The sequence below is a fragment of the Streptomyces sp. NPDC045026 genome, from assembly GCF_056432625.1.
Genome location: NZ_JBWKIS010000035.1, coordinates 23,198 through 45,340 on the forward strand (window position 1 = coordinate 23,198; position 22,143 = coordinate 45,340).

General features: G+C 69.0%; 15 protein-coding genes and 1 pseudogene. 8 read left to right on the top strand and 8 right to left on the bottom strand.

Annotated elements, in window-relative coordinates:
• Both AC07EJ_RS40720 and AC07EJ_RS40725 read right to left on the bottom strand, forming a co-directional pair.
• A partial coding sequence (locus tag AC07EJ_RS40720) for a serine/threonine-protein kinase (protein ID WP_478886137.1) occupies positions 1 to 1,785 on the bottom strand: 1,785 nt, incomplete at its 3' end.
• Between the two features lie 819 nt (positions 1,786 to 2,604).
• Complete coding sequence (locus AC07EJ_RS40725; protein ID WP_478886138.1) at positions 2,605 to 2,796, bottom strand: hypothetical protein; 192 nt, start codon at positions 2,794 to 2,796, stop codon at positions 2,605 to 2,607.
• Between the two features lie 360 nt (positions 2,797 to 3,156).
• On the opposite strand from AC07EJ_RS40725, the gene AC07EJ_RS40730 reads away from it, so the two are divergent.
• Both AC07EJ_RS40730 and AC07EJ_RS40735 read left to right on the top strand, forming a co-directional pair.
• Positions 3,157 to 3,741, top strand: coding sequence for a GNAT family N-acetyltransferase (locus tag AC07EJ_RS40730; protein ID WP_389487380.1), 585 nt, complete (start codon positions 3,157 to 3,159; stop codon positions 3,739 to 3,741).
• A gap of 429 nt (positions 3,742 to 4,170) precedes the next feature.
• Positions 4,171 to 4,671 (top strand): DinB family protein, encoded by a 501-nt coding sequence (locus AC07EJ_RS40735; protein WP_389487382.1) that lies wholly within the window; start codon positions 4,171 to 4,173, stop codon positions 4,669 to 4,671.
• A gap of 648 nt (positions 4,672 to 5,319) precedes the next feature.
• Here AC07EJ_RS40735 and AC07EJ_RS40740 read toward each other — a convergent pair.
• Both AC07EJ_RS40740 and AC07EJ_RS40745 read right to left on the bottom strand, forming a co-directional pair.
• Positions 5,320 to 5,798 (bottom strand): annotated as a pseudogene (locus AC07EJ_RS40740) (hypothetical protein); the annotation flags it as partial.
• Positions 5,799 to 6,067: 269 nt separating this feature from the next.
• Complete coding sequence (locus AC07EJ_RS40745) at positions 6,068 to 8,077, bottom strand: GxGYxYP domain-containing protein (protein WP_478886139.1); 2,010 nt, start codon at positions 8,075 to 8,077, stop codon at positions 6,068 to 6,070.
• Between the two features lie 229 nt (positions 8,078 to 8,306).
• Here AC07EJ_RS40745 and AC07EJ_RS40750 point away from each other — a divergent pair, with 229 nt between their 5' ends.
• The 6 genes from AC07EJ_RS40750 (at position 8,307) to AC07EJ_RS40775 (ending at position 16,498) form a co-directional block, all read left to right on the top strand.
• The gene (locus AC07EJ_RS40750) at positions 8,307 to 9,659 is read left to right on the top strand and encodes an extracellular solute-binding protein (protein ID WP_389487386.1); all 1,353 of its coding nucleotides are present in this window, start codon (positions 8,307 to 8,309) and stop codon (positions 9,657 to 9,659) included.
• Positions 9,656 to 10,564 carry a carbohydrate ABC transporter permease gene (locus tag AC07EJ_RS40755; protein WP_389487387.1) on the top strand — a complete coding sequence of 303 codons (909 nt, stop codon included), beginning with the start codon at positions 9,656 to 9,658 and terminating at the stop codon, positions 10,562 to 10,564. The genes AC07EJ_RS40750 and AC07EJ_RS40755 overlap by 4 nt, the downstream gene beginning before the upstream one ends.
• Positions 10,564 to 11,385, top strand: a complete 822-nt coding sequence (locus tag AC07EJ_RS40760) for a carbohydrate ABC transporter permease (protein WP_389487389.1) — start codon at positions 10,564 to 10,566, stop codon at positions 11,383 to 11,385. The genes AC07EJ_RS40755 and AC07EJ_RS40760 overlap by 1 nt, the downstream gene beginning before the upstream one ends.
• Before the next feature lie 4 nt (positions 11,386 to 11,389).
• Entirely contained in the window at positions 11,390 to 15,478 is a 4,089-nt protein-coding gene (locus tag AC07EJ_RS40765; RefSeq protein WP_478886140.1) for a glycoside hydrolase family 38 N-terminal domain-containing protein, read from the top strand.
• Positions 15,475 to 16,035, top strand: coding sequence for a DUF7158 domain-containing protein (locus AC07EJ_RS40770; RefSeq protein WP_478886141.1), 561 nt, complete (start codon positions 15,475 to 15,477; stop codon positions 16,033 to 16,035). The genes AC07EJ_RS40765 and AC07EJ_RS40770 overlap by 4 nt, the downstream gene beginning before the upstream one ends.
• Positions 16,036 to 16,252: 217 nt before the next feature.
• Positions 16,253 to 16,498: a hypothetical protein gene (locus AC07EJ_RS40775; RefSeq protein WP_393587851.1), complete on the top strand. Its 246-nt coding sequence runs from the start codon at positions 16,253 to 16,255 to the stop codon at positions 16,496 to 16,498.
• A gap of 77 nt (positions 16,499 to 16,575) precedes the next feature.
• Here AC07EJ_RS40775 and AC07EJ_RS40780 read toward each other — a convergent pair whose 3' ends face one another.
• From AC07EJ_RS40780 to AC07EJ_RS40795, 4 genes are all read right to left on the bottom strand, one after another.
• Positions 16,576 to 17,508, bottom strand: a complete 933-nt coding sequence (locus tag AC07EJ_RS40780; protein ID WP_389491584.1) for a carbohydrate ABC transporter permease — start codon at positions 17,506 to 17,508, stop codon at positions 16,576 to 16,578.
• A complete protein-coding gene (locus AC07EJ_RS40785; RefSeq protein WP_389491583.1) occupies positions 17,505 to 18,416 on the bottom strand; it encodes a carbohydrate ABC transporter permease in 912 nt (303 codons plus the stop codon). Before AC07EJ_RS40785 ends, AC07EJ_RS40780 begins: the two co-directional genes overlap by 4 nt.
• A 136-nt stretch (positions 18,417 to 18,552) precedes the next feature.
• Positions 18,553 to 19,863 (bottom strand): extracellular solute-binding protein, encoded by a 1,311-nt coding sequence (locus AC07EJ_RS40790; protein ID WP_389491581.1) that lies wholly within the window; start codon positions 19,861 to 19,863, stop codon positions 18,553 to 18,555.
• The gene (locus tag AC07EJ_RS40795; protein WP_389491579.1) at positions 19,863 to 21,731 is read right to left on the bottom strand and encodes a glycoside hydrolase family 2 protein; all 1,869 of its coding nucleotides are present in this window, start codon (positions 21,729 to 21,731) and stop codon (positions 19,863 to 19,865) included. Before AC07EJ_RS40795 ends, AC07EJ_RS40790 begins: the two co-directional genes overlap by 1 nt.
• Positions 21,732 to 22,143 lie beyond the last annotated feature (412 nt).

Below are 22,143 nucleotides of genomic sequence, written 5' to 3' on the forward strand. Positions count from 1 at the left end.
GTCCGGCGATACCGCCACCCCCTCCGGGTTGTCGCCGACGGGGATGGGTTTGCCCACCGTGCGGTCCGTGGTGGCGTCGATCACCGACACCGAGTGCGAGCCGAAGTTGGTCACGTAGACGCGGCGCCCGTCCGGCGATACCGCTACCCCCTTCGGGAAACTGCCGACGTGGATGGGGCTGCCCACCGTGCGGTTCTTCGCGGTGTCGATCACCGACACCGAGGCCGAGATCCCGTTGACCACGTACAGCCGGCGCCCGTCCGGCGATACCGCCACCCCCTCCGGGTTGTCGCCGACGGGGATGGGTTTGCCCACCGTGCGGTCCGTGGTGGCGTCGATCACCGACACCGAGTCCGAGCTGTAGCTGGTCACGTAGACCCGACGCCCATCCGGCGACACCGTCATCTTTTCCGGGTTGTCGCCGACAGGGATGGGTTTGCCCACCGTGCGGTCCGTGTTGGGGTCGATCACCGACACCGAGCCCGAGCTGTAGCTGGTCACGTAGACCCGGCGCCCATTCGGGGACGCTGCCACTCCCTGCGGGGACTTGTCGACCGGCATCGAGAGCACGGAGGTAGATGCGCGGAGTTCAGGACTCGGGGAACGGCACTGTGTTACGTAGATGCCACCGCCCCCTGCGACCAAGGCCACTAGCACCGCTCCCGCAACGCGCCTGGCCCTTCGGTGCATGGATCGCGGCGGGTGGGGTGGCCGCCGGGCCTCGGTACCTTCATTTTTGTGCAGCAAAGCCCCCAGGGGCGTGTTGGTCGGTTCCTCCCGCTCGGCCTGCGGCGGGATCTCGGTCGGCGGGGGCGATTCCTGAGGGCGCGGCGGCTTCGAGGCGGGGGGCCCGGGCCGCTCGGGAGGTGGCATCTTCGGCGGGAGATCCGGTTGTTGCGAAGAGGACGGGTGAGGCTGGGCGGCGATGGCGGTGAGTTGCTGGGCTGCCTCGGCGCCGTCCGATCGGTCCGCGGGGTCCTTGGCCAGCAGCCCGAGGAGGACCGGGGTGAGCTCCGCTGCCCGGAGCGACAGGGTGGCAGGCTCGAACAGCAGGGCGCTCAGCGTGGTGACGGCGGTTTCGCGGTCGAAGGGTCCGGTCCCTTCGACCGCGAAGTACAGGGTGGCGCCGAGTGAAAACAGGTCGGAGGCTGGGGTGGGTGCTTCGCTGCGGGCCCGTTCCGGGGCCATGTATCGCGGAGTTCCGAGGATTTCCATGGGGCCGGTAAGACGCGTCTCTCCGGTATTCGGCTCTAGCGCTATGCCGTAGTCGGTCAGCAGCACCTGGCCGTCCCCCGGTGGATGGGAGAGCTGCGGGTCGTGGTGGGTCAGCAGGATGTTGGCCGGTTTGACGTCCCGGTGCAGGATGCCAAGCCGGTGGCCCTCCAGGAGGGCGTCCAGGACCGCCAGCCCGATCCGGGCGGCCTGGGCGGGCGGCAGCGGCCCCTGCTCGCGCACCACCGCCTCCAGGTCCATGGCGCCGGGGATGAACTCCATGACGATCCACGGCAGGCCGCCCGCCTCCACGATGTCGTACACGGTGACAACATTGGGGTGGTTGCGCAGCCGGGCGGCGTGCTGCGCTTCGCTGCGGGCCCTCGCGACTCGGGCGCCCACCTCCTGTTCGGGAAGGTCCGGCGGCAGGACGACCTCCTTGAGCGCGACCTCGCACTCCAGGTCCTGGTCGTAGGCCAGCCACACCCGTCCCATGCCGCCAGTGCCGAGTCGACGCAGGAGCCGGTAGCGCCCGGCGATCAATGGATCGGCGGCCTCGTGCGCTCCTGTCATGGCGCTCCCTTCCCAGACGGGCCACCAGGATCCTCGGCGCGCGTCGAAGGGCTCCTCTCCACGTATCGCACATCGCCCGAAGGTCAGCAAGTCGCCCGGAACGAGCGTGTTCCGACCATGAGGTGAGCACTCTCGGCTCGCGATCGATCACGGTACTGCTCTGCCCCACAGCCTGCTCGTACTTCCGCGCCGTCCCCGACGCCACGATCACAGACATCCAAAAAAGCGCTACGCGTCAACAAGGCTTCCAGCAGCTGCTCGACGCGGGGAGCCGACCGTCGCAAGCACCAACAACGCACTTGCCCCAGCGGGCCGCGCGCTTAGCGACGCCGGAGGCGCGGGCAACCCGCTGCTAATTGAGGTAGAGCGATTCAGCGACAGCGCTCCACCCCCTGGCGCGACGGTGTTCGCGGATCTCCTGCCAGGCCGCGACGACGATCACGAACCGGGACGCCACGCTTTGCCAATTCCTATTTTACAGGCGTTGAGGGTGACACAGCAGGGCAATATTCATGCTGAAGCCGTACTGGTCTCGATGAAGTCCATCGAGAGGATCGCCTGGGCCTGGGCCTGGGCCTGGGCCTGGGAGCGCAGGAAGTCGGCCCAGGTGACGGTGGTCCGTTGCGGGGCTGGGGCGATGCCCTCGTCTTGAGGATTTCCCGGACGGTGGAAGGCGTGACTTGGATGCCGAGGAGGGCGAGTTCGCCGTGGATGCGGCGGTATCCCCAGCCGGGGTTGTCGTTGGCGAAGCGGAGTACGAGGCGTGGATGCAGGGGCGGCCGGGGCGCTGGCCGGCGCTCGTAGGCGGGTGACGGAGTTTCAGCAGGCGCGGTGCCGGCGCAGCACGGTGTCTGGGCTGACCAGCAGCCGGAGTCGGCTCAGTGCCGCGCGCGGGAGCGGGGTGAGCAGTGTGGCGAGGGATGCGCGGTCCGCGGCGGAAACGGGGGCGCTTTCCGTCGAGTTGCCGTTGCAGGAGGCCGAGTTGGTGGCGGAGGGCCAGGATCTCGGCATCCTTCTCGCGGTCGGCCATCGGCAGCAACCGTAATGTTGCGAGGTCTGTGTCACGGCGAGGTAGGCGAGGGCGGACGAGCATGAGCAGCGATCGTGCCGGATGACGAACGGTCACGTTCTGGCTGAGCTGACCTGCGCGGATGCATTTACCAGCAAGCACAAAGCTGGGGAGAGTGGTGGGTCAAGGAGATGATCAGCCCGAGAGGCCCGGCTTCGTGTCAAGCGGGTCTCGCCACTGACACTGCAGCAGATACGCGCGATCTGAGAGAGCGTCAAGTCCGTTTCTTGCATCGGCCGCGTCCTGGCTGGGTTCGGATATTCGGTGTTCTGCCCGCCGCATGAGCACACAAGATGGTGCGCATGACTTTGGCCACCCCCATCCTGCATACCGCTCGCCTGAGACTGCGCCCCGTCACCGGCGCCGACACGGACCCCCTGTTCGCGCTGCACAGCAGCACCTACGTGATGCGCTACTGGGACTCCCCGCCGTGGATCGAACGGGCCCGCGCCGAGCGTTTCATCGCGATGTGCCGGACGATGGCCAACGAAGGCACCGGGGCGCGGGTGGCCATCGACCGTGCTTCTGACGGGGCCTTCGTCGGCTGGTGCGGTCTGACCGGATGGAACCCGGACTACCGCAGCGCGTCGTTGGGCTATGTCCTCGACGATGCGATGTGGGGCCACGGATATGCGACGGAGGCTGCACACGCATTGCTGCAGTGGGCATTCGACACGCTGGACCTGAATCGAGTTCAGGCCGAGACCGATACGCGCAACGTGGCATCTGCCCGGGTTCTGGAGAAGATTGGATTCGTGCGTGAAGGGACGTTGCGGGAAGACTGCGTGGTGAACGGTGAAGTGTCCGACTCGTGGGTGTTCGGGTTGATCAGGCGAGAGTGGCGGCCGTTGGCTGTGCCGATTACAGCCCGCGAAGTGCGGCGTTGAGTCTGTTTCTGGTGCAGGCCGCGTCCGGGGTGAGTGAGGAAGCCTTGACGGGTGAGACGTCCAACGCGGTTGCGTGCGCGGAGAACGGCAGCCATCAGGGCGAGTTGACGGACGGTTTGGTTGCGTGGCGCACACCTACCCGGCGGAGGCGTTAAAGCCCCCGACCTACCCTGCGCCGGTCACGGATCCTTGAACCGCCCGTACCTGCAGCTACCGCGGGCGCGCAGACTGCGTCGAGCCGAGCCGAGCCGAACCGCTCGTCGAGCGTGGTAAAGAACTCCCGCATCATGGCGGGTGCTCTGTCGTCCATGAGTTCATGTCCTCCGCACCGCCGGCAACTGCGTCAGGCCGTGTCTTAGATGTCCGCCTCGTGAGGCAGATTGGGATCTCTGGTCGTCCAGCGCCGTCGATGAGTAGTGTCGCAGTGTGATGAATCCCGAGCTGCGTGGCGATCTGCGACCGCCGAGTCTCAACGCCGATGAGAAGACGACGCTGTCGTCCTTCCTCAACTATCTGAGGGAAGCCATCGCAGCCAAGGCGTCGGGTGCATCCGACAAGGCAATCAGGACTGCGGGGGTGTCATCAGGGACCAGCATCCTCAGCCTCATCAAGCATCTGACCGCAGTTGAGCTCAATTGGTTTGCTTGGGCCTACGCTGGCGCTGACGTCGAGCGATGGGACGACGAGTCCCAACCTGCCGACGACGAGACTACTGAGAGCCTGCTAGCGGCTTACGATCAGGCGATCCGGCGGTGCAATGAGATCATCCACGCCTGTGATGACTTGGATCGGCCAGGCGCCCGTTCGCTCCGCGAGACGCCTCCGCCGACGATGCGCTGGGTCCTGGTGCACATGATTGAGGAGACTGCTCGGCACGCTGGCCATGCTGACATCCTCCGTGAGCAGATAGACGGTTCGGTCGGCCGGTGAGCCGACGCGGTAGGCAAGCTGGACCACGGCGTGCACGGCGTGCGGTCACAGCCATTCGTTGATCGCTGCGTCGAGGACAGTGGCCTCGAAGTGGACTGCAAGTTTGTCGACCGGGTGGCCGCCGGGCGGTTCCGCCCCAACCGGTTGATGCCACACTCGACCGCGTGCCGGGCCTTGTAGTCACTGGAGTCGAAGGCCGGAGACCGCCTGCCTCCCGTTCCTCGACGCCCTGCGGTTGCCAGCCTTGATCGGCCGGTTCGGGGATCGTGCGGCGGATCCCGCGGCGACGCAGATACGCGCGGTTGGCACGGGACGCATACGCCTTGTCCCCCGCACGCGCAGGGGACGGATACGGGGGGCGACCTTTCCCGAGCCGGGGGATCCGAATGCCTTCCAGGACGGTGGTGAACTGCGGGCTGTCTCCACGCTGCCCGGCCGAATGAGCCCCCCACAGGCCTGTCGTGGGGCCTGTGAGGCCCGGAAGGTCGTCGCTGCAGGTCAAGCGGCATAGCGGTATTCGTTGATGACGCTGCCAAGGACGCGGGTGCGCAGGAGTCTGCGGCCTTCGAGTGCGTGCACGGCGATGGGCTGCACCCACCTCTCCATGATTGAGTTCATCCGCGGCATCCGGATGCCGCTGAACACGACCTCAATTCCCGCCTCCTTGAGGAGCTCCCATACCGTGGAGGCGGCCACCTCCACTCCTGACACGAGCAGTTCGCCGTGCAGGCGCCTGTGTAGCCTCAGCTGGAGTTTTCTCGTGTCAGGCGCAGCACCAGGGCGTGAACCGAGTGCACGGTCCGCGGTCGTCCCGGGCGCTTGGGTCGGGAGGCGGCAGCATGGCGGCTTGTGAGTAGATCGTGATGCCATCGCAGTACCGTGTCGGGGCGCACCAGTAGCCGCAGATGACGCAGCGCATCCCTCGGGAGCCGGTGCAGCAGCGCTGCCGGGAACGCGTGATCGCCCGGGTCGAACTGCGGCCTGGCTTCGCCGAGTTGGTGCTCCAGCGCCGTGATCTGATGACGCAGGGCGAGGAATTCCGTGTCCTCGTCCCGGTCGCTCGTCGGTAGCAGGCGCAGCATGGCGAAGGCGTTCGTCACGCCCAGGTACGCCAGTCGCAGCAGCACGGTCGGTCATCATACCGCGGCCACTGCAGCTGCGTGAGAGGGCTGATTCGAGCGACCCCTGCCGGCGCCATGGCCAACCGCTCCCACCTGCACGGATGAGGTATAGACGGAGTCCGCGCCGCCCTGGCAGCCGCCCGAGGCCGCAGCCGCGCCTTGGCCTCCGGAAGAACTGACCCACTGTCCTGCGCCCCTCCACCGCCCCACGCCGCCCGCGCCCGAGTGCTGCGCGGGCGGCGTCATGGGAAGGACGGGCGATGCGGGAGCAGCCCTCACACGGCGCTGAGGTCCATCAGTGAGAAGAACGCGTCACCGCGGACGACCTCGAAGGGGTCCTCCAGCAGTGCGGCGAGGTCCGCGATATCGCTCGGGGTCCAGTCCCAGGCGTTGATCGCGGCGGCAACGAACATCGGCTTCGACGTGTCCCGCCCCTCGATGTGCCGGAGAAGCGCGTCGCGGAACTCCTTGCCCTTCCCCTGCGGGTAGAAGTTGCCGATCACCGGGATCCCGGCCGGCCGCACCTGCAGGTCGCCGGTCTCCCAGGACTGGATGACCCCGCGCACCGGCGTGTTCTTGCGGTACGACGCCATGACCCGCTCGTCGAACGGGATCCAGCCGTCGTTGGCGGCGTTGCGGGGGTTGTACGCGTAGGCCAGATCCATGCCGGTGCGGCGCAGGAAACGGCCGCTGAGCGCCGTGTACGCGTCCAGAGCCTCCTCGGGCCAGGACCCGGGGTAGGTGTAACCCGCCCCGGACGGACCGGAGATGAGCAGGTCATTGGCGGTCGCGGTCCGCTGGTAGTACGCGAGGAGCGCCGGTCCGATGTCGGCGAGCAGCGGGCTCACCGTCCAGTTGACGGGGACGGTGCCGCGTTTCGGGTCGTCCCAGATGTCCCGCATCCGGCGCTGGCAGTACTGGACGTTGTCGCCCTCGCCGACCGTCAGCGTCACGTACACGCGGTTGTGGAGCTCGGCCTTCGGGCGGGGCCTTACCCGGGCGGAGATCTTCGCCCGCGTGCCGGCGTGCACCGTTCCGTTCATGTAGAAGTCGGCGGGCACGACCTGGATGCCGTGCTGCGAGGCGCGGTCGACGCCGCCCCACTCGCCGGCCACGTCGTTGGAGAACCAGCCGGTGTACGGGGTGGTCGGCTTCACCTTGCCGAAGGTCTCGTCGAGGAGCTTGCCGGTGTCGCCCGACGGCGGCAGCCACAGCACCATGGCCTTGCTCGCCACCACGTAGTCCCGGAAGTACGGGAAGGGCTCGACGCGGGTGGGCGCGGTGTTGGTGGCGGTGACCAGGTACTGGTTCCACAGGTCGACGTCGACCGTCAGTTCCTTGGTGCCGGCGGGCGCGGTGAAGTGGTAGACGAAGTAGCCGCCGCCGTCGCTGAACCGGTTCGACTTGTCCCCGAGGGAGGAGTTGAGGCCGTCGAACAGGTACGGCTTCTCGGCGTCGGTGCCCGGCGTGAACGAGGCGATGTTCTTGCCGTCCGCCTTCACGGTGACCGAGGCGACCGAGGCGCCCCAGCCGTCGTCCCCGAAGGAGTCCTGGAACCGGAGGTAGACATCGTTGTCGCCACCGAGTTCCGGGCTGAGGTCGAGTGTGCGCACCTTGCGGTTGGAGATGTCGCGGATCCGCTCGGTCTCCCGTGCGACCTCGCGCCACTTGACCCCGTCCACGCCGACGGTCCGGCTCGGCGGCAGGCCTGCCAGCAGGGCGTGGCTGCAGTGCGGGAAGATGTGGTCGAGCTGCCAGCGGTAGGTGGCCAGGACGTCGTCGGCGTCGAAGCGGCCGCGCAGGTCGGTGACGGTCTTCAGGCCGTGGGCCTTCGCCTGTTCGGCAGTGGCGGCGACGGCGCCGTGGAGGCCGGCGAGCGTGGTGGCGACGTTGACCGAGTCGGGCACGTCGGGGTCGATGAGAACGGCGCCGCGCACCTCGTCGCGGTAGCGGCCGACCAGGTCCAGGGCGTCGGCGTGGTGGGTGGCCTTCGCGCCGGTGCCGGCGAGCCAGCGCAGGTCGACCTCGCCGCTGTCGAAGTTGAAGTAGAGGCGTGGGCTGCGCCGGTTGACGATGCCCTGGAGGGTCGTCAGCAGCAGTTGGTCGTTGCCGGTCAGCTTGCTGACGTCGGCGACGTCGAGCCGGGCGGCCCGGCCGAAGGACGGCAGGAGGCGGGCCGCGGCGCCGCGCTCGGTGGCCCCTGCCTGTTGCGGCAGGGAGATCCCGAGACTTCCGCCTGCCAGGACCGCGCCGCCCGCCTGCAGGAGATTTCTTCGTGACACCATCGACGATCACTGCTCCTCGAAAGCCTGACATCGTTGTAAACAGTCGGCGAAAGTAGGCCGGTCGAGGGCGTGTTGTCCATGGGTAGGCGCAAATTTCCGCCGCGGAGGCCCAACTTCGTTGCTACTGACCGGCAATGACGTCCCAGGTGTTGACGGCCTTGCGCCAACTGATCTACGTTGCGCGGCACTTGGCTTTCCATCGTTGTAACTCTGCCACCGGGAGCATGAGTTGAACAGACGCACCCTCCTCGCCGCCTCCCTCGCCACCGCGGCCACCGCCGCCGTCTCGGGTTGCGGCAGCGGGTCCGGCCGCGAGCCGGGCGAGCTCGAGGTCCTCTACCGCGTGGAGAAGACCTGGCCGCACCTGGAGAAGACGCTGAAGGCGGCCAAGCAGGAGTACGAGGCCGCGCACAAGGGTGTCACCGTCAAGCTGACACCGGTCCAGGGCAGCAGCGAGGACTACTACACAAAGCTCGCCCTCCTGAACCGCTCGCCCGGCTCCGCCCCCGACGTCTACTTCCACGACACCTTCCAGGTCAACGCCGACGTGGCCGCCAAGAAGCTGGCCCCGCTCGACTCCTACCTCGCCAAGTGGCCCGACTGGGAGGAGCAGTTCCCGAAGTCGCTGCGCCAGGCGGCGCAGGGCTTGGACGGCAAGACGTACGGCGTCCCGATCTCCACCGACAACCGCGGCCTCTGGTACAACAAGGACGTCTTCAAGTCCGCAGGCCTGCCCGTCGATTGGGCCCCCAAGACCTGGGACGACATCCTCGATGCGGCCCGCACCATCAAGCGCAAGGTGCGCGGCGTCACCCCGTTCTGCATGTACTCCGCGAAGATCCACGGCGAGGGCGCCACCATGCAGGGCTTCGAGATGCTCCTGTACGGCACCCCGGGCGGAACCCTCTTCGCACACGACAAGTGGGTGTCGCAGAGCAAGGGCATCACCGACTCCCTGAAGTTCATCGACACGATCTACCGCGAGGACCTCGGCCCGAAGAAGGCCGACGCCCTCAACCTCAAGCTCGCCGACAAGGCGCTCTTCGAGTGGTTTCCCGAGGGCAAGCTCGGCATCAGCCTGGACGGCGGCTGGATCTCCGGCTCCTGGAAGCCGACCGGACCGCACCCGTGGCCGGAATGGACCAAGACGATGGGCTGGGTCCCGATGCCCACGCAGGGCGGCGAGGCGCCGGGCGCGGTGAGCATGTCGGGCGGCTGGGTCATGGCGGTCAGCTCGTACAGCAAGCTCAAGCAGAAGGGCTTCGACTTCATCACGGTGGCGCTGAACAAGAAGAACGCCGCCATGTACTCCGAGGGCTCCGGCGACCTCGCCGTCCGCAAGGACGTGGCGTCCGACCCGGCGTACCTCAAGAGCGACCCCTCGATCGCGTTCTGGACCGGCCTCGCGAAGGTGACCCACTACCGGCCCGCCTATGAGCAGTACCCGAAGGTCTCCGCGCAGATCCAGGAGGCGATGGAGGCGGTCACCACCGGAAGCAGGTCCCCGGCGGACGCGGCGAAGCGATACGCCCAGGAAGTGAGCCGGATCGTCGGTGCAGACAACGTTGTCTCGACGTCATGACGCTGACCGCCTCCGCCCCGGCGACGCGCGCCCCTGCGAAGACGCCGTCGCCGGGCCGCCGCTCGCTGCGTTGGCTCCTGCCGCTCGCGCCGGCCCTGGTCCTGATCGCGATCTTCCTGGTGGGGCCGATCCTGTGGAGCGTCTGGATCGCCTTCACCAATGAGACCCTCACCGGGTCGGCCTCCGTGAACTCGCACTTCGTCGGCCTGGACAACTTCACCAGGCTCTTCGGCGACGACGCGTTCACCGGCTCGCTGGTACGCACCCTGGTCTTCGTCCTGTTCTCGGCCGTGCTCGGCCAGAACGTGCTCGGTCTGCTGATCGCCCTGGTGCTTCGCGGCAAGAACCGGGTCGTCAGAGGCGTGGTGAACGGCGTCGTCATCGCGGCCTGGGTGGTCCCCGAAGTCGTCGCCGCCGCCTGCTGGTTCTCGTTCCTCGATGAGAAGGGCACGCTCAACTCGGTGCTCGGCATACACCAGGAGTGGCTGGTCTCCGCGCCGATGCTCGCCGTGATCCTCGCCAACACCTGGCGCGGCACCGCGTTCTCCATGCTCGTCTACTCGGCGGCCCTGTCCGAGGTGCCCCGTGACGTGATGGAGGCCGCGAAGGTCGACGGCGCCTCCACCGGCCGCACCTTCTTCAGTGTCACCCTGCCGCTGATCCAGCGCTCCGTGCTCTCCAACCTGATGCTGACCACGCTGCAGACCCTCGCGAGCTTCGGCCTGATCTACGCGCTGACCGGCGGCGGCCCCGGCGAGGAGAGCCAGACGACGCCGCTGTACATGTACGAGCAGGCGTTCAAGTACTTCGAGGTCGGCTACGGCAGCGCCATCGCCCTGGTGATGCTCCTGTTCGGCGGCCTGCTGTCGCTGGTGTACCTGCGGCTGATCAAGGTGGAGGACTGATGACCCGCCGGGGCGCGCGCACCGCGTCGTACGCCGTGATCGTGCTGATCACGCTCTGCTTCCTCGGCCCGTTCGTGTGGGTGCTGCTCTCCTCCGTGCAGCCCGGCTCCTCACCGGCCGCCGAACTGTCCTTCTCCTTCTCGCTCACCAACTTCCGGGCCGTCCTGAACTGGGACACGGTGTACGGGCCGCTGCTCAACTCCGTGGTCATCTCCGGCTCCACGGCCCTGCTCACGGTCGTCGTCTCCGGGCTCGCCGCGTACCCGCTCTCCCGCTACCGGCTGCGCTACAAGCGGCACTTCATGCTCACGCTGCTGTTCTCCACGGGCCTGCCGCTCACCGCGATCATGGTCCCGGTCTACGCGATGTTCTTCCGCTTCCAGCTGTACGGATCCGTGGCGGCGATGGTGCTGTTCCTGACGGCCAGCGCGCTGCCGTTCGCCATCTGGATGATGAAGAACTTCATGGACGGGGTGCCGATCAGCCTGGAGGAGGCCGCCTGGGTGGACGGCGCGGGCTGGTTCCAGTCGCTGCGCCGTGTGGTGGCACCGCTGATGGCGCCGGGCGTCGCCGTGGTCGCGATCTTCGTGTTCGTCGGCCAGTGGGGCAACTTCTTCGTCCCGTTCGTGCTGCTCGACACCCCGGAGAAGCAGCCGGCCGCGGTCACCATCTACTCGTTCTTCTCTCAGTACGGTCAGGTGGCGTACGGGCAGCTGGCGGCGTTCTCCGTCATCTACACCACGCCGGCCGTCCTGCTCTACGTCCTCGTCAACAAGTACCTCTCCGGCTCGTTCAACATGGCCGGATCGGTGAAGGGATAGCACGGTGCGCATCATCGGTGTCGAGCCGACCGACCTGTTCGTCGGTCCCGCGGACAGCCCCCTGCAAGTCGTCCGCGTGGCGCTCGACGAGCCCGCCCCGGTCGTCGTCACCGGCCCGGGCGCGTACGGCGAGACCACGGCGGGGGAGCCGGGCAAGCCCGTGGAGATCGGGGTGCGCTGCGACGCCGCACCCGGCACCGTCGTCCCCCTCACGGTGACCGCCGGCGACCAGGTGGCCCACGCCGAACTGACCGTGGCCGAGCCGGGCTGGACGGTGTGGATGGTGCCGCACTTCCACTACGACCCGGTGTGGTGGAACACTCAGGCCGCGTACACCACCACCTGGGACGACGCGGGCGACACGGCGCAGCGGTTCCGGATCGGCTGGCAGTACACCGGCTTCGAACTGATGCGGCTGCATCTGCGGACGGCCCGCCGTGACCCCGACTACAAGTTCGTGCTGGCCGAGGTCGACTACCTCAAGCCGTACTGGGACGCCCACCCCGAGGACCGCGCCCTGCTGCGCTGGCTGCTCGCGGAAGGCCGCGTCGAGCTGATGGGCGGCACCTACAACGAGCCCAACACCAACCTCACCTCCGCCGAGTCGACCGTCCGCAACCTCGTGTACGGCATCGGCTTCCAGCGCGGCATCATGGGCGCCGACCCGCAGACCGCCTGGCAGTTGGACGTGTTCGGGCACGACCCGCAGTTCCCGGGCCTCGCCGCCGACGCCGGGCTCACCTCGTCGTCGTGGGCGCGCGGCCCGCACCACCAGTGGGGCCCGATGCTCACCGACCGCGACCGGGAACAGGACGGCTGGGGCGACCCGTCGACGATGCAGTTCCCCGCCGAGTTCGAGTGGCTCTCGCCCAGCGGCCGCGGCGTCCTCACCCACTACATGCCGGCGCACTACAGCGCGGGCTGGTGGATGGACTCCGCCACCAGCCTCGCCGATGCCGAGGACGCCGTCCTGGAGCTGTACCGGCTGATGAAGAACGTGGCCGCCACCCGTAACCTGCTCCTCCCGGTCGGCACCGACTACACCCCGCCCAACCACTGGGTCACCGAGATCCACCGGGACTTCGCCGCCCGCTACACCTGGCCGCGCTTCAAGTGCGCTTTGCCGAGCGAGTTCTTCGCAGCCGTACGCGGCGAGCTGACCGAACCCTCGCCGCAGACCCGGGACATGAACCCGGTCTACACGGGCAAGGACGTGTCGTTCATCGACACCAAGCAGGCGCAGCGCGCCGCCGAGTCGCTGCTCACGGAAGCCGAGACGTTCGCCACCCTCGCCTCCGTCGAGACGGGTGCCGACTACCCGCACGCCCGCATCGACAAGGCGTGGCGGCAGCTCGCGTACGGCGCCCACCACGACGCGATCACCGGCTCCGAGTCCGACCAGGTCTACCTGGACCTGCTCACCAGCTGGCGGGAGGCCTACGACACCGGGCGCGACGTCCTCGATGTCTCACTGCGCCGCCTCGGCCCCGCGGCCGAGGACACGGTGACCGTGTTCAACCCGTCGGCCTGGCCGCGCACCGACCTCGTCCGCATCCGGCTCAGCCACCCCGAACCCGGCGTCCACGGCTGGGAGTTGACGGACGGCACCCCCCTCGTCCTGGAACACGCGAGCCACCACGAGGACGGCTCGCTCGCCGAGGCCGACGTCGTCTTCCTCGCCGCAGACGTGCCGTCGCTCGGCTACCGCGCCTTCCGCCTCAGCCCCTCCCGTACGGCTTCGAACTGGACGCCGTCCGACGGAGCGACCCGCATCGCGAACTCGACGCACATCCTCGAAGTGGACCCGCAACGCGGTGGCTGCGTCTCCCGGCTGACCGTCGAAGGCCGAGAACTGCTCCAGGCCGGCCGCGTCGGCAACGAACTCCTGGTCTACGAGGAGTACCCGGCGCACCCCCGCTACCACGAGGGCCCCTGGCACCTGGTGCCGAACGGAGCCGTGATCGGCTCGGCGTCCGCGCCCGCCACATCCGTGCGGACCGAGACGAGCGCCCTCGGCGAGCGGATCACGGTGACCGGCACGGTCGGCCCGGTGCGGTACACGCAGACCCTCACCCTCTGGCACGGCGTCGACCGTCTCGACGGCGTCACGCACATCGACGCGTTCGACGGGGCCGACCGGCTGCTGCGGCTGCGCTGGCCGGTGCGGGTGCCCGGCGCCCTGCCGGTCAGCGAGGTCGCGAACGCCGTCATCGGGCGCGGTTTCGGCCTGATCGACGTCGACTCGGCGGAGCATCCCTGGACCCTCGACAACCCGGCCAACAACTGGTTCGCCCTGTCGTCCACCGCACGTGTCCGGCTCCCCGACGGGGCCCGTGCCATCGGCATCGCGGAGATCGTCACGCCCGACGGCGCCGGCGCCAAGGACCTCGCCGTCGCCCTGGTGAAGGCGGGCGTGACCAGCACCTGCTCGGCCGCGCCAGGCGCCCGCTACGGCGACCTCGCCGTGGACTCCAACCTCCCCGACGTACGCATCGCGCTCGGCGGCCCGGACGAAAACCCGTTCACCGCCGAGGTACTGACGGGGGAGTACGCCGACGCGTTCGCCGCGCAGCTCGCAACGACCGGCCGGGCCCGCCTGTGGGTCCCGGCCGACAGCCCGCTGGAGAAGGTGTGGGTACCGGGCGCCGACCTGCGCGCCGCACACGCGCTGCCGGTGCTCGTCGTGGCCGGCGAGGGCGCGGTGGACGACCTGGTCGCGGACCTGGACGACGCGACGATCGAGGTCGCGCACGGCGGCCCGCTCACCGAACCGCCGCTCGACGACTACACGGTCGCCCTCGTCAACCGGGGCGTTCCCGGCTTCGCGGTGGACTCCGGCGGCGCCCTGCACCTGTCGCTGATGCGTTCCTGCACCGGCTGGCCGTCCGGCGTCTGGATCGACCCGCCGCGCCGCACCCACCCGGACGGCTCCACGTTCCAGCAGCAGCACTGGACCCACTCCTTCGACTACACGCTCATGGCCGGACCGGGCGACTGGCGCGCGCAGAACGTGGTCCCGCGCGCCCACGACGTGAACCACCCGCTGCGCGCGGTACGCGGTGAGCGCGTGGGCCAACCGGAGAAGCGGTCGTTCCTCGCGGTGGAACCGGCGGGCCAGGTCGTCCTCAGCGCGCTCAAGCCCACGGGCAACGCCCTGGCGGAGGGGGAACTCCCGGGACCCGTATCGGGGTTGACGCTGCGGCTCTACGAGGCGAACGGCCGGCCGGTCCAGGCCCGTCTGGCCACAGACCTCCCGCTCACCGACGCCCGCAGCGCCACCCTGCTGGAGCGCCCGGAAGCACCCCTCGCCGGACTCACCGTCGACCTCGGCGGCATGGACATCGCGACGGTCGTCGCACCGCTCGCCGAGTGGCGTGGCGGGGTGGAGCCGGGGCGCGAGCCCGACCAGCCGGTGTTCACCCGCTACTGGCTGCACAACACCGGCCCGGCCCCGACCGGGAACCTGCCCGTGGCCGTCCATCTGCACCCGCAGGTGCTGCACGGAGCCGGCGACCTCACGGTCACGGTGGCCTCCGGTCTCACCGAGGAGTCGACCGCCGGAGAGGTCCAGCTGCTGCTCCCGGAAGGCTGGTCGGCGGACACGGCCACCGTGCCGTACGCCCTTGAACCGGGCGGCCACATCGCCCACCAGCTGCGCATCGCGCCACCGCCCTCCGCCGAGCCGGGAACGTACTGGCTGCGGGCGCGCACGACGTACGACGGACAGACCTTCGAGGATGTGACCCGCGTCCAGATCGGCGAGGCGCCGCCCGCCGAGCCGGTGGCGACCCTCCGGACGACGTCCCTGCGCCTGGCTCCGGGAGAGGCGGGCACGCTCGACGTCCACCTGGCATCGGACGCCCGCACGCCGGTCCACGTCCAGGCCCAGCTCATCAGCCCCTGGCAGACGTTCGACCTGTTCCCGGGGTGGAACACGGGTGCGGAGGTCCCGGCGCGGGGTGAGCACACGCTGAGCTTCCCGGTGTCCGTCCCCGCCGGCACCAGGCCCGGCCGCTGGTGGGCGGTCGTCAAACTGGCCGCCGCGGGCCATCTGCACTACACCGAGGCGGTCGAGATCGAGGTCGCCCCGTGACGCACACCCACGTCGCCGCCGTCGTCGGTGACCGGACCCTCACCGAGGCCGAGGTGGAGGCCAGAGTGGCCGCGCTCCGAAGCGGCCCCCTGGCCCCCCGCCTGCCCCGCCCCGGAACAGCGGACGCGCGCAACCTGCGCCGCTGGGTGGTCCAGGTCATGACCTACGAGGCGGTCGTCGAAGAGGAGGCGGCGAAGCTGAACCTCCCACGTCGACCACCGCCCGCCAAAGGTGAGTTGAGCCTGGTAGACGCCTTGCGGATGGGCGGCGTGACGGCGGCCGTCCTGACGTCGCTGCCGGTGGCCTTCGCGGTACGCGCCCGGGTCACCGCCGACGTCGCCGTGCCGGAGTCCGCCGTCCGCGACTACTACGCCCGCAACCGCGACCTGCACCCCGGCCCCTACGAAGCGGCGCGCCCCGCCATTGAGGACGAACTCCACCAGGCAGCCGCCGACCGTCACTTCACACTGTGGCTGGAACGCCGCCACGCCGAATCGGTGACCCTGATGCCCGGCTTCGAGCACCCCCGGCACGCGGACGCCACGCATCGTCACTAGACCCCGATGAGCAGGAGGTGTCTGTGGCGCAGCTCGACGAGCTGCTGCAGTGCGGTCTTCGGCCACACGATGACGGAACTGGAGCAGGCCGTCAGCGCGCGGCTTCCCGAGGAAGGGTGAGCCGGATGAGGCGGGAGGCCATGGACCTCGACACCTACGTCGCCCGTGCGCGCACCGGCCCCAGCTACATGTGGCCGATCCGGCATACGCCAGGCTGATGCTCGTGGTGCGCAAGGTGGCGCTGGCGGTGGAGGCGGTGTTCGCGCCGGAGCGGACGCATCTGCTGTCGCTGGGCAGCGCGCAGGGCAACAGTCATCTGCACTGGCACATCGCCGGGCTGCCGCCGGGTGTGCCCTACGAGCAGCAGAAGTACCACGCCCTGATGACGGAGAACGGGGTGCACGCACCCACCTCAGAGGAGAGCGCCGACATCGCGGACAGGTTGCGCCGGGCGATCGGCTGAGGGCCAGGCGACACGGAACCGCCCGGTCGGACCGGCAAGGCTGCCGGTCCGACCGGGCGGTTCGGGCCTTGCGGTACCTACTGGCCGCCGAGCCCGGTAGTGGCGACGGACTTCACGATCTGGCGCTGCGCCAGCATGAACACGACGACGAGCGGAATGGACGCCAGCATCGCAGAAGCGGCCAACTGCGCGTACTGCAGGCCGTAGGCGTCCTTCACCGTCGCGAGACCGACCGGCAGCGTCATCAGCGACTGCTTGCTTGTGCTGATGTACGGCCAGAGGAAGTTGTTCCACGTGCCGATGAAGACGAAGATCGACACGGCTGCGAGCACCGGCCGCGAGAGCGGCAGCACAATGCTGAGGAAGACACGGATACTGCTCGCGCCGTCGATCCGGGCGGCGTCCTCGAGTTCTCGCGGGATGCCGTCGAAGAACTTCTTCAGGATGTAGACCATCGGCGCCGCCACCACCTGGGGAAGGATCATCCCGGCGTAGGTGTCCAGGAGGTTGAGCGCGACCATCTCGCGGAACAGCGGGACGATCATGATCTGCGGCGGAATCATGATCGAGGCGATCGTCACGGCGAACAGCAGCTTGCGGCCGCGGAAGAGCGTACGGGAGAAACCGTAGGCAGCCAGCGCCGAGACAGTCACGGTGATCACGGTCACCGCCACCGCCACCACCAGGCTGTTCAGCGCCCACATCGGGATCTTCCCCGCGGCGAAGATCTTGCGGTAGGCCTCGCCGGTGAAGCCGTGCGCGGGTATCCAGCCGTCGCCGACCGTGGCCGCGTCGGGCTCGGACTTGAGCGAGACGGTGAGGGCCCAGGCGATCGGCGCCAGCCACATCACCGTCATCAGGATCAGTGCCGTCACGGCGGCCGCCCTGGCGCCCCGGCCGGAGCCCAGCACCTGCTGCGGTGCGGTGGAGCGGCGGGCCCGGCGGACCTTTCCCGGCGCTGCGGAGGGTGTGGGGCGCGGGCGGGTGAGGGTGTCCGTGATCATCGTCATGCCTCCCTGCGCGAGAAGAACTTCAGCTGGCCGATGGAGAGAACGAGCAACAGGGCGAAGAAGATGTACGACATGGCCGAGGCATAGCCGAGGCGGTAGCCGGTGAAGCCGGTCTCGAAGATGTACTCCAGGACGGGGCGGGTGGAGCCGTTCGGGCCGCCCCTGGTCAGCAGGAAGATCTGGTCGAAGACCTTCAGCGAGCCGAGGATCTGCAGGACCGCGATGAGCGCGGTGGTGCGGTGGAGCTGGGGCAGGGTGATCGACCACAGGCGTCGCCACGCGCCGGCGCCGTCGATGGCGGCCGCCTCGTAGAGCTGGTCGGGGACGGCCTGCAGGGCCGCCAGGTACAGCAGGAAGTTGAAGCCGACGGTCCACCAGACGGTGATCAGCACCACCGACCACATCGCGTACTTCTCCTCGAGGAGCCAGCCGATGCCGTCCAGGCCGACCGCCTTGAGCACGGTGTTGAGCATGCCGATGTCCGGCTGGAACAGCATCAGCCCGACCTGCCACACCACCGCGCTGGTCAGCAGGTACGGGGTGAAGAACGCGAGCCGCCACAGCCACTGGCCGGGCAGTCCGGTGTGCACGAGCAGCGCCATCCCCAGCGCGAACACCACCAGGGGGACCGTCGACAGCAGGGTGAACACCACGGTGTTGCCCATGGTGTCCCACATCACCGGATCGGTCAGGGCCTCGGCGTAGTTGTCCAGACCGGAGAACGTGGAATCGCCGCTTCCGGTGAGGCTGGCGTCGGTGAAGCTCATCCACAGACCCCAGGCGAACGGCACCACCAGGAAGATCGCGAAGAGCAGCATGAACGGGGTGACGAAGAGCGGGCCGGCGCTGCGCCGCCGGGGCCTGCCGACAGGGGAGGGCCGGAAGGGGCGGAAGGAAGGTGCACTCATGACATCGTTGTCCTCTGAGCGGGTTCGGGCCGGATCGGGTTCGGGCCGGATCGGGTTCGGGCCGGATCGGGTTCGGGCCGGATCGGGTTCGGGCCGGATCGGGTTCGGGCCGGATCGGGATCGGGCCGGGTCGGGATCAGGCCGGGTTCGGCTTGCCGAGAAAGAAGTTGATCGCGCTGACCATGTCGTCGACGGCCTGCGCGGCCGTTCCCGTACCGATGAGCGCCGGCTGCATCGCCTGGCACATCTGGCCCTGCGCGTCGCTGCCCGCTCCCATGAACCAGGCCGACGGTTCGAGCGCGGTCGCCTCGGCCGCCGCGGCGTAGTCGGCCTGCGGTTCGAGGCTGCGGTACTTCCGCGACTCGACGACCGGCAGATAGGCCGGGATGTGCCCGGCACCGGCCCAGGTGAGGCTGGCCTTCAGCAGCTCCGCCACCAGCCGGTGCGTGGTGCGCCGCCGCTGCGGATCGGGATCGTTCTGGTGCGGCAGGACGAACGCGTGGCTGTCCGCCCAGGAGGCGGGGCGGTCGTAGAGCTGGGGGAAGGGCGCGGCGCCGAGGTCGATTCCCTTGACCTGGCTGAAGGAGAGGACGTCCCACTCACCGGAGAAGATCATCGGCGCGGAGCGGCTGGAGAAGGAGCCGACGGCGATGCCGACGTCCATGTGCTTGCAGTCCGGAGCCGTGAGCTTCTGCATGAAGCCCACGATCTCGACAGCGGTGTCCCGGTCGATCCCGATCCGCCGGCCGGTGAGGTCGAACTCGGCACCGGTCTGCCGGTAGAGCGACCAGAACATCCGCCAGCTCTGGGCCATGTCGCCGACGTGGCCGAAGACCGGACCCATCCCGCCCTTGGTGACGTCGCGAAGGCGCTCTGCGGCGTCCAGGTAGCCCGCCGGGGACTTGAGCGGCACGAGGTGGCCCTCGCTGTCGACGAGGTCGGCCTTGGCCATGACCTCCCGGTCGAAGAACACCACGAACGGGTGGGTGTCGAGCGGGATCGCGTACGGCACTCCGTCGTGGTGGCCGCGCCGGAACACATCCGCGTTGAGCTGGGCGGCCGTGACACCGAACTCTGCAAGGGTGTCCATGTCCCAGGCGTCGAGCAGCCCGCCCGGCGCGTAACCCGCCAGGCGTGACATATGCATGACGGCCAGATCCGGGGCGCGGCCGCCGGCCGACGACATGGCCAGCTTGGTGTAGTACGACGAGCCGCCCTCCAGGACGATGCTCTCGGCGTCCAGGCCCGGCACACGCCGCTCGACCTGCGCCACCATCGTCTTCATCAGGCCGCCGTCACCGCCCGTGAACGGATTCCAGTACTGGATGCCGCCGGTCGACGACGCGGCTTCGGAGATCGATCCGCACGCGGACAGCGCCGGAGCCAGCGCGGCGGCCGAGGCCCCGTACAGGCCGCCGCGCAGCAGGTTCCTCCGGGAGAGGGCCACTACTCCACCCCCTCGGCAGCCGACTCGCAAGCGGCCGGACGCTGCTGCGCCGCGCGCACCCGCGTCACGTCGAGCTTGACGGACCGGTCGAACCGGTAGATGCCGTTCTCCTCCTGGAACACGTCGGTGAGCTGGGTGTAGCAGTAGCCGAACATGTCCGGGTCGTCGAGGAGCACGCCGGTCAGCCCGGCGAAGCGGTGGTGGAACTCCTCCTCGTCGCGGGGCCGTTCGCCGTATCCCCAGGAGGTGTTCCGGCTGCCGTCGTCGGGAGCGGCCTCGTCAGGATTCCACCAGATGCCGCCGAACTCGCTGCAGAAGTACGGCTGTCCGCGGTACGCCACCGACCACTCGGTGTCGCCCGGCTCGTCCTGCGGGTTGATGAACGGCTCGTTCTTGTCCAGGCCCGCCATCAACTGCCGGAAGGCGTCAGGGTCCTGTTCGTAGCAGTGCGAGTCGTAGATGTCCGTCTCGGGGACGCGGTGGGAGTAGCCGGAGGTGTCCAGCACGGGACGTGAGGTGTCGGCGGCCTTCGTGGCGAGGAACAGGGCGCGGGTGGCGTCGTCGAGCGTGGTGCGGCGGTCGTGCAGTTCCTGCCGGGTCTCGTTGAGGGGGCACCAGCCGATGATCGAGGGGTGGGAGTGGTCCCGCTCGACGGCCTCCAGCCACTGGGCGGCGAAGCCGATCGTCTGCTGGTGGGTGTCGCCGGCCGACGCCCCGGTGCCCGCTCCCCAGTCGCCGAACTCGGCCCACACCAGGTAGCCCAGGCGGTCCGCGTGGTGGAGGAAGCGCTCCTCGAAGACCTTCTGGTGCAGGCGGGCCCCGTTGAAACCTGCGGCGAGCGACAGCTCGATGTCGCGGACCAGCGCCGCGTCGTTGGTAGCCGTCATCAAGCCGTCGGGGTACCAGCCCTGGTCGAGGACGAGGCGCTGGAAGACAGGATGGCCGTTGAGCAGTACCTGCTTTCCCTCGATCGTGACCGACCGCAGGCCCGCGGTGCACCGGGCGCTGTCCACCACCGTGCCGTCGCCGTCCACCACCTCCAGGTGGATCTCGTACAGATGCGGATCCTCCGGCGACCAGCACCTGCGCCGCTCTTCGGGGACGGCCAGGACCAGGCGCGGTGCGAGATCGAGGTGGGCCGCGACCGAGCCCTCGGCCACAGTGCCCTGCTCGTCGGTCAGCCGGGCGCGGATGTGATGGCCCTTGCGGTTGCCGGACAGGGGCAGTTCGAGGTGGAAGCAGCCGGCGGCGAGGTCGGGGGTGATGCGGGGCCGCCCGAGGTGGGTGTCGGCCACCGGCTCCAGCCAGACCGTCTGCCAGATGCCGGTGGTGCGTGTGTACAGGCAGGTGTAGTTGTTGTACCGGTCGGACTGCTTGCCGCGGGCCTGCGGTCCCTGCCGGGTGTCCCTGGCGCGTACGACGATCACGGCGTCCTCGCCCGCGCGCGCCACGCCCGCGAGGTCGGCGCTGAATGAGGTGAACCCGCCGCTGTGCCGGGCCACTTCGCGGCCGTTGACCCAGACCGTGGCGTCGTGATCGACGGCTCCGAAGTGCAGCACGGGGCGCCGGCCCTGCCAGTCCTCGGGGATCCGCACCGTGCGGCGGTACCAGACGGCGGCGTGGAAGTCGGTGTCGCCGATCCCGGACAGCTCCGACTCCGGGCAGAACGGAACGATGATCGTGCCGGGCAGCTCGGCACGGACGAGCCCGCGCTCCAGGCCGCTGTCGCCGGGGTCGAAGGCGAACTGCCAGGTGCCGTTGAGATTCAGCCACTCGTCGCGGGCGAAGCTGGGGCGAGGGTACTCGGGGCGGGGGATGTCGGCGTTCTGGGGATCGATGTGGGGGCGCTCTTCAGACAGAGTTGACATCGTTGTCTCCTGGGACGGCCTCAGCGATGGCGCTCATCACAGCACAGGACTTACATCGTTAAAAAGACTTGCGGGCCAGGTAGTTGAACGAACTCGCCGAGCGGCCCCGCACGCGTGGCCCGCTGCCGCACGCTCCGCGGCCGTCGGGGCGGCAACGCTGCAGTTCAGGAGAGAACAACTGCAGACAACAACTGCGCTCGTCAACTCCTGCGCCGCGAGACGTCCGGCCGCAGCGCTGTGCACGACAGCGGAGTGCGTGACGGCCGTGCACGGGGACTGGTCCTACGCCGGGCTGTGTCGCTCGGGAGGCCATCGCTGCAGATCAAGCGGCGTATCGGTGCTCGTTGACGAATCCGCCGAGGACGCGTGTGTGCAGGAGCCTGTGCCTGTGCCTGTGGGTGCCGACAACCTT